The organism is Pseudomonas sp. Pseusp10 (genome assembly GCF_059492225.1).
In genome coordinates this window covers 6197138-6209786 of record NZ_CP168528.1, presented here as the reverse complement: position 1 = coordinate 6209786, position 12649 = coordinate 6197138, and the positions used below count along the sequence as shown (strand labels likewise).

The 12649-nt window shown below is 60.6% G+C and carries 12 protein-coding genes; 3 read left to right on the top strand and 9 right to left on the bottom strand.

Annotation, left to right across the window (positions count from 1 at the left end; all coding sequences use genetic code 11):
• Window positions 1–38: 38 nt before the first annotated feature.
• The 3 genes from holA to leuS form a co-directional block, all read right to left on the bottom strand.
• Complete coding sequence (gene holA / locus ACEN8Z_RS28240; protein ID WP_108231164.1) at window positions 39–1076, bottom strand: DNA polymerase III subunit delta; 1038 nt, start codon at window positions 1074–1076, stop codon at window positions 39–41.
• 39 nt (window positions 1077–1115) lie between these two features.
• Entirely contained in the window at window positions 1116–1721 is a 606-nt protein-coding gene (locus ACEN8Z_RS28235) for an LPS-assembly lipoprotein LptE (RefSeq protein WP_495596340.1), read from the bottom strand.
• Between the two features lie 87 nt (window positions 1722–1808).
• The gene (gene leuS, locus ACEN8Z_RS28230) at window positions 1809–4415 is read right to left on the bottom strand and encodes a leucine--tRNA ligase (RefSeq protein WP_007998414.1); all 2607 of its coding nucleotides are present in this window, start codon (window positions 4413–4415) and stop codon (window positions 1809–1811) included.
• Window positions 4416–4696: 281 nt separating this feature from the next.
• Between leuS and ACEN8Z_RS28225 the strand changes: the two genes are divergently transcribed.
• Window positions 4697–5017, top strand: a complete 321-nt coding sequence (locus tag ACEN8Z_RS28225) for a hypothetical protein (RefSeq protein WP_495596339.1) — start codon at window positions 4697–4699, stop codon at window positions 5015–5017.
• A gap of 104 nt (window positions 5018–5121) precedes the next feature.
• Window positions 5122–5880, top strand: a complete 759-nt coding sequence (locus tag ACEN8Z_RS28220) for a YdcF family protein (protein ID WP_495596338.1) — start codon at window positions 5122–5124, stop codon at window positions 5878–5880.
• A gap of 167 nt (window positions 5881–6047) precedes the next feature.
• Here the strand turns inward: ACEN8Z_RS28220 and lnt are convergent, their stop codons facing one another.
• From lnt to miaB, 5 genes are all read right to left on the bottom strand, one after another.
• Window positions 6048–7571: an apolipoprotein N-acyltransferase gene (lnt, locus tag ACEN8Z_RS28215; RefSeq protein ID WP_495596337.1), complete on the bottom strand. Its 1524-nt coding sequence runs from the start codon at window positions 7569–7571 to the stop codon at window positions 6048–6050.
• 8 nt (window positions 7572–7579) lie between these two features.
• A complete protein-coding gene (locus ACEN8Z_RS28210) occupies window positions 7580–8419 on the bottom strand; it encodes a CorC family transporter (RefSeq protein ID WP_007990639.1) in 840 nt (279 codons plus the stop codon).
• Between the two features lie 5 nt (window positions 8420–8424).
• Window positions 8425–8919, bottom strand: coding sequence for an rRNA maturation RNase YbeY (ybeY, locus tag ACEN8Z_RS28205; RefSeq protein WP_495596336.1), 495 nt, complete (start codon window positions 8917–8919; stop codon window positions 8425–8427).
• Window positions 8912–9919: a PhoH family protein gene (locus ACEN8Z_RS28200; RefSeq protein WP_108231171.1), complete on the bottom strand. Its 1008-nt coding sequence runs from the start codon at window positions 9917–9919 to the stop codon at window positions 8912–8914. Before ACEN8Z_RS28200 ends, ybeY begins: the two co-directional genes overlap by 8 nt.
• A gap of 216 nt (window positions 9920–10135) precedes the next feature.
• The gene (gene miaB, locus ACEN8Z_RS28195; protein WP_177413800.1) at window positions 10136–11464 is read right to left on the bottom strand and encodes a tRNA (N6-isopentenyl adenosine(37)-C2)-methylthiotransferase MiaB; all 1329 of its coding nucleotides are present in this window, start codon (window positions 11462–11464) and stop codon (window positions 10136–10138) included.
• A gap of 133 nt (window positions 11465–11597) precedes the next feature.
• On the opposite strand from miaB, the gene ACEN8Z_RS28190 reads away from it, so the two are divergent.
• Window positions 11598–11927, top strand: coding sequence for a DUF1820 family protein (locus tag ACEN8Z_RS28190; RefSeq protein WP_003185742.1), 330 nt, complete (start codon window positions 11598–11600; stop codon window positions 11925–11927).
• Between the two features lie 129 nt (window positions 11928–12056).
• On the opposite strand, the gene ACEN8Z_RS28185 is transcribed toward ACEN8Z_RS28190, so the two are convergent.
• Window positions 12057–12611: a tetratricopeptide repeat protein gene (locus ACEN8Z_RS28185; protein WP_007993995.1), complete on the bottom strand. Its 555-nt coding sequence runs from the start codon at window positions 12609–12611 to the stop codon at window positions 12057–12059.
• Window positions 12612–12649 lie beyond the last annotated feature (38 nt).

The window sequence follows — 12649 nt, the reverse complement described above, 5'->3', positions numbered from 1 at the left end:
TATAGGGCGGATGGATCAGTGTTTTGCAGAAAGCGCGATTACTCTGCAGGCAGCGACAATTTTTGTCCGGCCATCAACAACGTCAACCGACTCAAGCTCATCCACGGTGAGCCGGCAGCCTGACCCTTGATCTGCGCGTCGATGCGCTGAGCTTCGAGCAGCAGTTGCGCCCAGCGTTGCGCCGAGTAGCGTTGCAGGGCTTTGCTCATCAACGGTTTGCGTTTGTCCCAGACCGGAGGTTTGGCCTGGCTGAAGGCCTTGTCCAGCGGCGTCCCCTGGCTGTATTGCAGCGAAATATTGGCCAGCAGGCGTAACTCCCGGGCCAGGGCCCAGAGAATCACCGGTGGCTCGACGCCTTCACCGCGCAACCCTTCGAGCATGCGCAAGGCATGGGCCGCTTCACCATTGAGAACCGCATCGGTCAGGCCGAAGACGTCGAAGCGCGCACTGTCGGCCACCGCAGCCTGCACGGTTTCAACGGTGATCTGGCCCCCTTCGGCCATCAGTTTGAGCTTTTCGATTTCCTGGGCGGCGGCCAGCAAGTTGCCCTCGACCCGCGCCGCGATCAGCTCAACGGCGTCCTGGCTGGCGGAAAGCCCGGCCTGGGACAATCGTTGGCGGATCCAGCTTGGCAACTGGGCGACATCGACCGGCCAGATCTGCACGAACTGGGTCTGCTGGCCTTCGACCAGCGCTTTGCCCCACTTGGTTTTCTGCGCGCTGCCATCGAGTTTCGGCAAGCTGATCAGCAGCACGGTATCGTCGGCCGGGCGCGAGCAGTACTCGATCAGTGCGGCGGCACCTTTGTCGCCGGGTTTGCCGGAAGGCAGGCGCAGTTCCAGCAGGCGCTTTTCGGCGAACAGCGACATGCTGGCACCGGCTTGCAGCAACGTCCCCCAGTCGAAACTGGCGTCTGCGGCAAACACCTGGCGTTCATCGAATCCCTGCTGACGGGCGGCTGCGCGAATGGCGTCGGCCGCCTCCTGGCACAGCAGCGGGTCATCGCCGCTGATGATGTAGACGGGCGCAAGAGCGCCTTGCAGGTGTTTGGCGAGTTGGGCGGGGGCGAGCTTCATAAGAGAGGGCGAACGGGGCGCATGAGCGCCCCGTAAGTCTTACTGCCGCGGCAGTTCGATAGGCGACTGACGCGGGGTTTCCGCTTCAGCCTTGCTTGCCGCTTCCAGTGCCGCGGCTTCAGCTTTGGCCTTGGCTTCGGCAGTCTGCTGCAACTTGTCCAGTTGGCTCGGGGTCAGTTGTTCCAGACGCAGCATCATGCGTTGAACCATCTCCCGGCGGCCTTCTGCACGGGCGTTTGCGGCTTCCTGGTCGGACCCCACCAGGTTGCTGCCGTCGTGCATAAAGACTTTCTGCACTTCAAGCTTGTCGCTCAACAATGGCAGATCACCGCGACCACGGATGTCGTAGTTCAGCACGGTGGTGATCTGGTACTCGCCGGTACTACTGGCGCCTGCGTAGCTGAGGATGCGCTGGCTTTCCTGCTCATTGGTCAGCACCAGTTTGTACGGTGCGCCGGTATAGACTTTGACGCCGCTGCCTTCCAGTGTCCGACGCAACTGGGTCACGGTTTCGCCATAAGCGTTACGGGCGCTCAGGTCGAGTTCCTTGATCGCCAGTTCGTTGGTGCCGGTGCCGCGCAGCTGGAAACCGCAGGCGCTCAACAGAACCGCGAGGCCCATCACCAGCAGATTGCGTTTGATCATCTTGTTGCTCCCCTTGAAACCATGTGGGCCGATCAAGCGGCCCGAAAGGTTTTACTCGGCGCCAGGCTCACCTGGCGCCTGATCCAATTAGCTGGCGACGATATTGACCAGTTTCCCGGGCACTACGATCACTTTACGAATGGTCAGACCGTCGACGAAACGCAGTACGTTTTCGTTGGCTCGGGCGGCGGCTTCGACTTCTTCACGGCTGGCGCTGGCCGGCATTTCGATGTGACCACGCAGTTTGCCGTTCACTTGAATGACGAGCTGCAGGCTGTCCTGTACCAGCGCGCTTTCGTCCAGTGCCGGCCAGCCGGCGTCGATCACCGGGTCGGCGTGCCCCAGGCGATGCCACAGCTCGTGGCTGATGTGCGGGGTGATAGGGGCCAGTAGAAGAGTCACGGTTTCCAGACCTTCCTGGACCAGTGCGCGATCCTGTTCGCTGCCTTGTGCGGCTTTTTCCAGCACGTTCATCAGCGTCATCACCTGGGCGATGGCGGTGTTGAATTTGTGGTTCTGGCCGACGTCGTGGCTGGCCTGCTTGATAGCCTGGTGGATCGAGCGGCGAATGGCTTTCTGATCGTCGTTCAGGCTGGCAACGTCCAGTTTGCCTGGCAGGCCTTGGGTGACGTGGGCTTGAGCCAGACGCCAGACGCGCTTGAGGAAACGGTGCGAACCTTCGACGCCCGAGTCGGACCATTCCGCGCTCATGTCAGGTGGCGAGGCGAACATCATGAACAGGCGGCAGGTGTCTGCGCCGAACTGGTCGATCATCGACTGTGGGTCAACGCCGTTGTTCTTGGACTTGGCCATCTTCTCGGTGCCACCGATTTCCACCGGCAGACCGTCTGCGATCAGCTTGGCGCTGATGACCTTGGCCTTGCTGTCGCGTTCGAGTTCAACATCCGCGGGGTTGAACCAGGTGTAAGCACCATTGGCTTCGCGACGATAGTAAGTCTCGGCGATCACCATGCCCTGGGTCAGCAGGTTCTTGAACGGCTCGTTGGAGCTCACCAGGCCTTCGTCACGCATCAACTTGTGGAAGAAGCGCGCATAGAGCAGGTGCAGGATCGCGTGTTCGATACCACCGATGTACTGGTCAACCGGCAGCCAGTGGTCGGCCGCCGATTTTTCTACCAGGCCGCCTTGATAGTGCGGCGAGGCGTAGCGGGCGTAATACCACGAGGACTCGACGAAGGTGTCCATGGTGTCGGTTTCACGCTTGGCCGGCGCGCCGCATTTAGGGCAGGTGCACTCGTAGAACTCGGGCATGCGTGCCAGTGGCGAGCCGGCGCCGTCGGGTACGACGTCTTCCGGCAGCACGACCGGCAGTTGATCTTCCGGTACCGGCACGTCACCGCAGGTGGTGCAGTGGATGATCGGGATCGGGCAGCCCCAGTAACGCTGGCGGCTGATGCCCCAGTCGCGCAGGCGGAACTGGGTACGCGAGGCGCCCAGTTCTTTCTTGATCAGTGCGACTTCGATGGCGTCGAAGGCACCCGCGAAGTCGAGGCCGTCGAACTCGCCGGAATTGATCAGCGTGCCGTACTCGCCGTAGGCGTCTTGCCATGGCGCCGGGTTGCTGTCACCGGAGCTGGTGCGCACTACCGATTTGACCGGCAGGTTGTATTTGTGGGCGAATTCGAAATCGCGCTCGTCGTGGGCCGGAACCGCCATCACCGCGCCATCGCCGTAGTGCATCAGCACGTAGTTGGCGACCCATACCGGCAGTTTCTCACCGGTCAGCGGGTGCTCGACGAACAGGCCGGTCGGCAGGCCTTTTTTCTCCTGGGTGGCGACGTCGGCTTCGGCCACGCTGCCGCCCTTGCATTCAGCGATGAACGCTTGCAGCTCAGGATTGTTCTGCGCGGCCAGGGTCGCCAGGTGGTGCTCGGCGGCCACGGCAACGTAGGTGGCGCCCATCAGGGTGTCCGGACGGGTAGTGAAAACTTTCAGTGCGCCGGTTTCGCCGATGGAATCAACGTTGTAGGGGAACTGCACTTCCATGCCGCGGGACTTGCCGATCCAGTTGCGCTGCATGGTCTTGACCTGTTCAGGCCAGCCAGTCAGTTCGTCGAGGCTCTCCAGCAGCTCATCCGCGTAGGCGGTGATCTTGAAGTAGTACATCGGGATTTCGCGCTTTTCGATCAGCGCGCCGGAGCGCCAGCCGCGACCGTCGATCACCTGCTCGTTGGCCAGGACGGTCTGGTCGACCGGGTCCCAGTTCACGGTGCCGCTTTTTTTGTAGATCACGCCTTTTTCGAACAGGCGAGTGAACAGCCATTGTTCCCAGCGGTAGTAATCGGGTTTGCAGGTGGTCACTTCGCGCGACCAGTCCACCGCCAGGCCCAGGCTGCGCAACTGGCTTTTCATGTAGGCGATGTTTTCGTAGGTCCACTTGGCAGGCGCTACGTTGTTCTTCATCGCGGCGTTTTCCGCCGGCATGCCGAAGGCGTCCCAACCCATTGGTTGCAGAACATTCTTGCCTTGCATGCGCTGGTAGCGGGAGATCACGTCGCCGATGGTGTAGTTGCGCACGTGCCCCATGTGTAGCTTGCCGCTGGGGTAAGGGAACATCGACAGGCAGTAGTAAGTCTCCTTGCCTGGCTGTTCACTGACTTCAAAGGACTTTTGCTCGTCCCAGAACGACTGGGCGGCGGCTTCGATTTCACGGGGCTGATATTGTTCGTGCATGGCTACTTTTGAACTGAATAGGGGTGGCCTAATCCTCTTCAATGCAACGCTGGACGCTGATCTCGCCACATTGGCGTTTTCGATGCCCAGCCGAGCTGGAAGTGGAGTTACAGGAAGCGCCGTAGCATACATGACCGCGCTCTACCGAGGGAAACCCTGATTGCTGCCGCACGTCCTGCAAAAACCGCCGCGAGGGCCGTTGGTCGCGGCGTTCAGCCGGATTGTTCATGGAAGCTAAGCTCTAACTGGGGAGTAGGTCTTATCTTCCAATGAGGTGAGGGATGGTTGAGTCACAGCAAAAAGCTACAAAACCGGAGCTGTACGAAAGGCTGATCGATCGGTTGGCCTTGGCCCTGGACGCGGCAAGAACCGCTGGCCGGTTGCGCGACGAACGCCCTCTGGAACTGGAACTGCGCGGCCTGAGCCCCGCAGAGTTTGCACTGGTCAAGGCATATCTGGATCGCAGTGAACGTGAAACACACGGATGCTTGTCAGAAGCGGTAAAGCAACTCGACGCACCACGTTCGGCCAAGATCATCTGGCTCAAGGACAAGGTTCCCGGCAAAGACGCGGTAAAGGTCCGGTCTTTGCATTTCAAATAGGCCGCAGAGCCATGCTCCATGATTTTTTGAAGCATAGTCCCTCTGTATTCATTGTCGCATCGCGCCAACCCACTTAGGCTTCGGGCATCTCCGGGAGATGCTCGATGCCTTTTCGTTATTTCGTGAAACAACTTCTTTTGCCACCCGGCATTCTGTTGCTGCTGCTTTTGCTTGCCTGGTGGTTGCGTCGCTCAAGACCAAGGCTTGCCAGTGTGTGCTTTGCTCTGGGGTTGGGTGGTTTCTGGCTGATGAGCCTGCCGGTGGTGGTGCAGTGGAGTGCCGGCCTGCTCGAGCGTGAGCCACCGCTGACCCGCGAGGAATGGGCGGGACTGGGGCAGCGCGCAGACGCGATCGTGGTCCTCGGTTCGGGGCGCGAGCGTGGTGACGTGGCCTGGGGTGCCGACCAGCCCACGGGTGTCGGTCTGGAGCGCCAGCGCTTTGCCGCGCGGCTGGCCAAGGCTTCCGGGTTGCCGGTACTGGCCAGTGGTGGCCTGCATTACGGCACGCCGCCCAGCGAGGCGCAGATAATGGCTGACTCCTTGCGTGACGATTTTGGCGTGAGCGTGCGCTGGCAGGAAGGGCGTAGCCGCACGACCTGGGAGAATGCGCAGTTCAGCGCTGAGGTGTTGCTTCCACAGGGCATCAAGCGTGTAGTGCTCGTGACTCAAGCCTGGCATATGCCGCGAGCGGTCTGGAGTTTCCGCAAGGCCGGATTTGAGGTGGTGCCGGCGCCAGTGGGGTTTCTGGGCGGCGACAACGCGCAGCCACTGGGAGGGTGGATGCCGGAGTTCAAGGCGATCTGGCAGAACGGGCAGTTGATGAACGAGGCGGTGGGGCAGATCGGTTATTCGTTGTTCTATTGAGGTGATGTCGGCACTGATTGATGCGGTGCCTGTGATGCCGCCTTCGTCGGATCGCCGCCCGGAGCAAGCCCGCTCCCACATTTGATCGGCGTCGTACACAAATACTGTGACCGACTTAGATCCAGTGTGGGAGCGGGCTTGCTCGCGAAGGCAATCCGACGAAGCTTTTAAACGGTCTTGGCCATCCGGCTCGCAATCAGCGCCCAGCCAAACAACAACACGCAGGCAATGAGCAATGGCCACGAGCGCCATTCCAGGTACGGTGTGAAGTTGTGCATCGGCACCACTTCGCCATACAGGATGCCGCGTTCGAACTGCGGGATCTGATCGGTAATCTGACCGAACGGGTTGATCAGGCCGGACACACCGTTGTTGGTGGCGCGGATCATCCAGCGGCCAGCTTCCAGTGCACGCATCTGTGCCATCTGCAGGTGTTGCAGCGGGCCGATGGAGGTGCCGAACCAAGTGTCGTTGCTGATGGTCAGCAACAGGTCGCTGCGGGCGGCAAGGCTGGCGGCGAACTCCGGGTAAACCACTTCATAGCAGATGAACGGCGCGATCTGATAACCCTTGGCCTGCAGCAGCGGCTGGTCGGCCGGGCCGCGGGCAAAGTCCGACATCGGCAGGTCGAAGAATGCGATCAACCCGCGCAGCACATCCTGCAGCGGAACATATTCACCAAAAGGCACCAGTTTTTGCTTCAGGTAAGTGCCGTCGCCTTCACCGGTCACGGTGATGCCATTGAAGAAACGCTTTTCGTGGCGTACCTCCATGCGGACCGGGACACCGGTAATCAGCGCTGATTTACGCTCGGCCGCGAAGCTGCCCATCATGTTCAGGTAGCCCTCGGCGGACTCCTTGAGCACCGGGATCGCCGTTTCCGGCCAGATGAGAAGATCGACGCGCCTGGAGCTGAAACTCATGTCGCGGTACAGCGCCAACTGCGCGTTGAGCTGCGCCGGGTCCCACTTCATGCTTTGTTCGATGTTGCCCTGAATGGCGGCAACGCTCAGTGGCGGGCCTGACGGGCTGGTCCAGGCGTGGTGCTTGAGTGCCATCCCGAGCAGCCAGGGGCCGACCAGCAGCAATACACCGGCAGCAATGAAGCCTTTGCGCCCCGTGCGAACCAGGCGCAAGCCGTTGTAGATCAACGCGGCCGTCAGGGCCAGGGTGAAGGAAATCAGCCACATCCCGCCGATGGGCGCGAGCCCGGCCAGCGGGCCATCTAGCTGGCTGTAGCCGGAATACAGCCACGGGAAGCCTGTCAGGAACCAGCCGCGGAAGGCTTCCTGGGCGACCCACAGCGCAGCGAAGGCGAGGGCGTCAGCCAGCGGCGCTTCATTGCGGCGCAGCCAGCGCGCCCAAATCCAGGCGGGCAGGGCAAAGAACCAGGCAATCGCCGCCGTGAAGATCAACATCAGGAACCCGGCCAGCAACACCGAGGCGCCGCCGAAATGGTGAATGCTGTAGTAGATCCAGCTGGTGCCGGCACCGAACAGGCCGAAACCGAAACACCAGCCGCGACCCAGCGCCTGGCGTGGGCTCAGCTCGCGCAGGCCCGCATAGAACAGGCCGACGGCGAGCAGTGCCAGTGGCCAGATATCGAACGGCGCCAGGGCCAGGGTGGTGATTGCACCGGCCGCCACGGCCAGCAGGTTACCGGGCCAGCCGGGGCGGGTTGTCCAGCGCATTTCAATCCTTAGCGAGCAATGGGCGTCAGGCGAAGCAAGTGAATCCGACGGCTGTCGGCGTTCAGGATGCGGAAACGGTACGGGCCGATTTCAGTGATTTCGTTACGTTTTGGCAAATGCCCGAACGCGCTCATTACCAGACCGCCAACGGTGTCGAACTCGTCGTCGGAGAATTCACTGTCGAAAAACTCGTTGAAGTTCTCGATCGGTGTCAGGGCCTTGATCAGGAAATCACCGCTGGGCAGCGGCTTGATGTAGCTGTCTTCTTCGACGTCGTGTTCGTCTTCGATGTCGCCGACGATTTGTTCCAGCACGTCTTCGATGGTCACCAGACCGGCCACGCCGCCGTACTCGTCGATGACGATGGCCATGTGGTTGTGGTTGGCGCGAAATTCGCGCAGCAGCACGTTAAGGCGCTTGGACTCCGGCACGAAGGTGGCCGGGCGCAGCAGGTCCTTGATGTTGAAGCTTTCGCCGTTCTCCTTGAGGATCAACGGCAGCAGGTCCTTGGCCAGCAACACGCCCATCACGTCATCGTGGCTTTCGCCGATCACCGGATAGCGGGAGTGGGCCGAGTCGACCACGGCAGGCAGGAACTCGCGGGGTGTCTGGGTCGCCTTGATGCTGACCATTTGCGAGCGCGGAACCATGATGTCCCGGACCTGCAAGTCAGCCACCTGGATGGCGCCTTCGACGATGGCCAGCGCTTCGCTGTCCAGCAGTTTGTTCTGGTGTGCATCGCGCAGCAGCTCCAGCAGCTCCTGGCGGTTTTTCGGCTCGTGGGCAAAAGCCTGGGTGAGCTTACCCAGCCATGACTTCTGCCCGTTGCTCGATCGATCTTCGCTCATAGCGATTACTCTGAATCCTTTGTTGTTTCGGTAGGGGATAAATCGGCTTCGTCGTCCGCGTAGGGATCGGGAAAGCCCAGTTCTGCAAGCAACGTTCGTTCCAGTGCTTCCATTTCTTCGGCTTCGTCGTCATCAATATGGTCGTAACCAAGCAGATGCAAGCAGCCGTGAATCACCAGGTGTGCCCAATGGGCGTCGAGTTGCTTGCCTTGTTCGGCGGCTTCACGCTCGACCACGGCGACACAGATCACCAGGTCGCCCAGTAGCGGGATGTCGAGGAACTCATCCGGCACATCGGCCGGGAATGACAAGACGTTAGTTGCGTAATCCTTTTGCCGCCAGGTGTGGTTCAACTCGCGGCCTTCGGCTTCGTCGACCAGACGAATGGTCATCTCCGAATCGGCGGTACGCTGGCGCAGGGCCAGTTCGCACCACTGGCGGAACTCGGCTTCGCTGGGGGAGCAGGCTTCGGTAGCGATTTGCAGGTCAAGCTCAAGCATCGCGGCGGCTATCCTTGACGGCTGCATCATCGGCCGCATGGGTTTCGAAACGCTCGTAGGCTTCGACGATGCGCTGCACCAGCGGATGGCGCACGACGTCCTTGGGCTGGAAGTGGGTAAAGCTGATGCCCGGCACATCCTTGAGCACTTCGATCACGTGGCGCAGGCCGGACTTGGTGCCGCGGGGCAGGTCGACCTGGGTGATGTCCCCGGTGATGACGGCCGTGGAGCCGAAGCCGATCCGGGTCAGGAACATCTTCATTTGTTCGACCGTGGTGTTCTGGCTTTCGTCGAGAATGATGAAGCTGTTGTTCAGCGTACGGCCGCGCATGTACGCCAGTGGCGCGACTTCGATCACCTGGCGCTCGATCAGCTTGGCGACGTATTCGAAGCCGAGCATTTCGTAGAGCGCGTCGTAGAGCGGGCGCAGGTACGGGTCGATCTTTTGGGCGAGGTCGCCGGGCAGGAAGCCGAGTTTTTCACCCGCTTCGACCGCCGGACGAACCAGCAGGATGCGGCGAATCTGCTCGCGCTCCAGTGCATCGACCGCGCAGGCGACGGCCAGGTAGGTCTTGCCGGTACCGGCCGGACCGATGCCGAAGTTGATGTCGTTACCGAGGATTTCCTTCACGTAGCGTATTTGATTCAAGCCTCGGGGGCGAATCATGCCTTTCTTGGTGCGCAGGGCCACGGACGGTTCGGCGGGGGAGTGATTGTCCAGCTCTTCGACGGCCGATTCCTGCAGGAACAGGTGAACCATGTCCGGCGACAGCTCGGTACCCTTGGTTTCCCGGTACAGGCGGCGCAGGAGGTTTTCCGCGGAGGTGGTGTGTTTGGGTTCGCCGATCAGCTCGAACTGGTTTCCGCGATTGCGGATCTCGATGGTCAGGCGCTGTTCGATCAAGCGCAAATGCTCGTCGAATTGCCCGCACAGATTGGCGAAGCGGCGAGCTTCAAAAGGCTCGAGGATGAAACGATGTGGTTCTATGGGTGCGTTCAAGGTCGTATTTAGCCGCCCTGGGGCAATTGGGATGAAATCAAGGATAACGCCAGTGGGCTGGGTGCGAAAGCTCTTAAATATTGCAATCCGATCCCTGTGTCTGGCGTGGCCCCGGTGGGAGCGAGCTTGCTCGCGATGACGGCCTTACATTCAACAAATGAGTTGTCTGGCCTGACGCTATCGCGAGCAAGCTCGCTCCCACAGGGATCTTCGGTGTTACTGAATTAGCGAACCCCGCAGAGAGTGCGGCTGCGCGGCATCGATGTGCACGTCGGCGAACTGGCCGATCAGGGTCGGATTGTCGCAGCGGAAGTTGACGATACGGTTATTTTCGGTCCGGCCTTGCAGCTCGCCCGGGTCTTTTTTCGAGTAATCGGTTACCAGGATCCGCTGGATCGAACCGACCATTTGTCGGCTGATCTCGAAACCTTGCTGGTTCAAACGATGCTGCAGGGCGTTCAGGCGTTCTTTTTTCAGTTCTTCAGGTGTGTCATCGGCCAGGTCGGCGGCCGGTGTGCCCGGGCGCTGGCTGTAGACGAACGAGTAGGAAAAGTCGAAACCGACGTCGGCAATCAGCTTCATGGTTTGTTCGAAGTCTTTTTCGGTCTCGCCCGGGAAGCCGACGATGAAGTCCGAGCTGATGCAGATCCCCGGCACGGCGGCGCGCAGCTTGCGCAGTTTGGATTTGTACTCCAGCGCGGTGTGGTTGCGCTTCATCGCCGCGAGGATGCGGTCCGAGCCCGATTGCACCGGCAAGTGCAGGTGCTTGACCAGCTCCGGTACGTCGGCGTGGGCCTGGATCAGGCTGTCGGAAAACTCCAGTGGATGCGACGTGGTGTAGCGGATGCGGTCGATGCCGTCGACAGCGGCGACCACGCGGATCAGCTCGGCCAGATCAGCCAGGCGCCCGTCATGGGTGAGGCCGCGGTAGCCGTTGACGTTCTGCCCCAATAGCGTCACTTCCCGCACGCCGTTTTCGGCCAGGTGGATGATCTCGGCAATCACGTCGTCGAACGGCCGGCTGACCTCTTCGCCGCGGGTGTAGGGGACCACGCAGAACGTGCAGTACTTGCTGCAACCTTCCATGACCGACACATAAGCGCTCGGGCCGTCGACGCGGGGCTCGGGCAAATGGTCGAATTTTTCGATTTCCGGGAACGAGACGTCGACTTGTGGCAGCTTGCTGATGCGCGCGGCGTCGATCATTTCCGGAAGGCGGTGCAGGGTCTGCGGGCCGAAGACCACGTCGACGTACGGCGCGCGGTCACGGATGGCTGCGCCTTCCTGGCTGGCCACGCAACCGCCGACGGCGATCACCATGTCCGGATTGGCCAGTTTCAGTTCGCGCCAGCGTCCGAGTTGGGAGTAGACACGGTCCTGCGCACGTTCGCGGATCGAGCAGGTGTTGAGCAGGATCACGTCGGCGTCTTCAGCGCGAGCGGTGACTTCCAGGGCCTGATGTTCGCCCAGCAGATCGACCATGCGCGAGCTGTCGTACTCGTTCATCTGGCAACCGTGGGTTTCGATGTAAAGCTTCTTGGCCATGGAAAGAGTCATCACCTGATTCAAAGAACCGCACATTATAGGGAACATGTCCCGTGGTTCCTACCGTTGCGCGTCCGACGGCTGTGCTATAGTTTGCGCCCTCATTTTTACCCCGATGTGTTACCCGCCCACCATGACCAAACGTGAAGCTCCAATCTACAAGGTGATTTTCCTCAACCAGGGCCAGGTGTTCGAAATGTACGCCAAGCAGATCTATCAAAGTGATCTGTGGGGCTTTCTGGAAGTGGAAGAGTTCGTCTTTGGCGAGCGCACGCAAGTGGTCGTCGATCCGAGCGAAGAAAAGCTCAAGGCTCAGTTCGAGGGCGTGGTGCGCAGTTTTGTGCCGATGCATTCGATCGTGCGTATCGACGAAGTCGAGCGTCTGGGGACACCGAAAATCAGCGAAGCCCGTGGCGCGGTCGGCAATGTAATGCCGTTTCCGATGCCGATGCCTGAGAAGTAAGGCTCAAGATCGAGTCGCCCCTATCGCGAGCAAGCTCGCTCCCACAGTTGATCGAGTTCTCATATGGGAATGCAGTCGAATGTGGGAGCGAGCTTGCTCGCGATGGCGCCAGTCAGATCAACGCAAAAATCAGGGCAGCGGCGCGAACGGCGTACGCCCGTCAGCGCTCTGCAATTCCATCAGATATTTACGGAAAATTTGCCCGAGCACCTGGGTGGCGAGTTCGAGCTCTTCGCGGGGCATTTTTTCGGTGACTTCGTCGGCGGTGTCCAGTGCGTCTTCGGCGCCGTTGACCGCCGCCATCTTCAGCAGGATGTACGCCTGAACGTTATTGGCCGGCACGCCTTCGCCGTGGAAGAACATGGTACCGAGCTTGAATTGCGCCTGGGCATGGCCTTGCAGCGAAGCCTTTTCGAAATAGCTCAGGGCTTGATTGAGGTCGCGTGGCGCGTTTTTACCTTCGTAGTAGAACTCACCCAACTCGTATTGCGCTTGTGCATCCCCTTCATCCGACGCTTTCTGGCAGGCGGCGAGCGCCTGTTCCAGGTCTTGCGGCTGGGTATTGAGGGTGCAGCGACCCATCGCTGGGATTAACAACGAGTTGCCGCCTGCTTGTGCGTGCGCGAGCAGGGGCTGAAGAAGCAACAGGCAGCCCAGTGCAAGGGCGCGGCCGGTGCGGTTCATGGGAATCGACTTACCTCTGAAGGGCGCGCGGACCCATC

Coding starts and splice junctions, on each gene's coding strand:
- miaB (WP_177413800.1), bottom strand. CDS start 11,464: ATGGCCAAGAAGCTTTACATCGAAACCCACGGTTGCCAGATGAACGAG.
- ACEN8Z_RS28210 (WP_007990639.1), bottom strand. CDS start 8,419: ATGAGCGAAGATCGATCGAGCAACGGGCAGAAGTCATGGCTGGGTAAG.
- ACEN8Z_RS28185 (WP_007993995.1), bottom strand. CDS start 12,611: ATGAACCGCACCGGCCGCGCCCTTGCACTGGGCTGCCTGTTGCTTCTT.
- leuS (WP_007998414.1), bottom strand. CDS start 4,415: ATGCACGAACAATATCAGCCCCGTGAAATCGAAGCCGCCGCCCAGTCG.
- holA (WP_108231164.1), bottom strand. CDS start 1,076: ATGAAGCTCGCCCCCGCCCAACTCGCCAAACACCTGCAAGGCGCTCTT.
- ybeY (WP_495596336.1), bottom strand. CDS start 8,919: ATGCTTGAGCTTGACCTGCAAATCGCTACCGAAGCCTGCTCCCCCAGC.
- ACEN8Z_RS28220 (WP_495596338.1), top strand. CDS start 5,122: ATGCCTTTTCGTTATTTCGTGAAACAACTTCTTTTGCCACCCGGCATT.
- ACEN8Z_RS28235 (WP_495596340.1), bottom strand. CDS start 1,721: ATGATCAAACGCAATCTGCTGGTGATGGGCCTCGCGGTTCTGTTGAGC.
- ACEN8Z_RS28225 (WP_495596339.1), top strand. CDS start 4,697: ATGGTTGAGTCACAGCAAAAAGCTACAAAACCGGAGCTGTACGAAAGG.
- lnt (WP_495596337.1), bottom strand. CDS start 7,571: ATGCGCTGGACAACCCGCCCCGGCTGGCCCGGTAACCTGCTGGCCGTG.
- ACEN8Z_RS28190 (WP_003185742.1), top strand. CDS start 11,598: ATGACCAAACGTGAAGCTCCAATCTACAAGGTGATTTTCCTCAACCAG.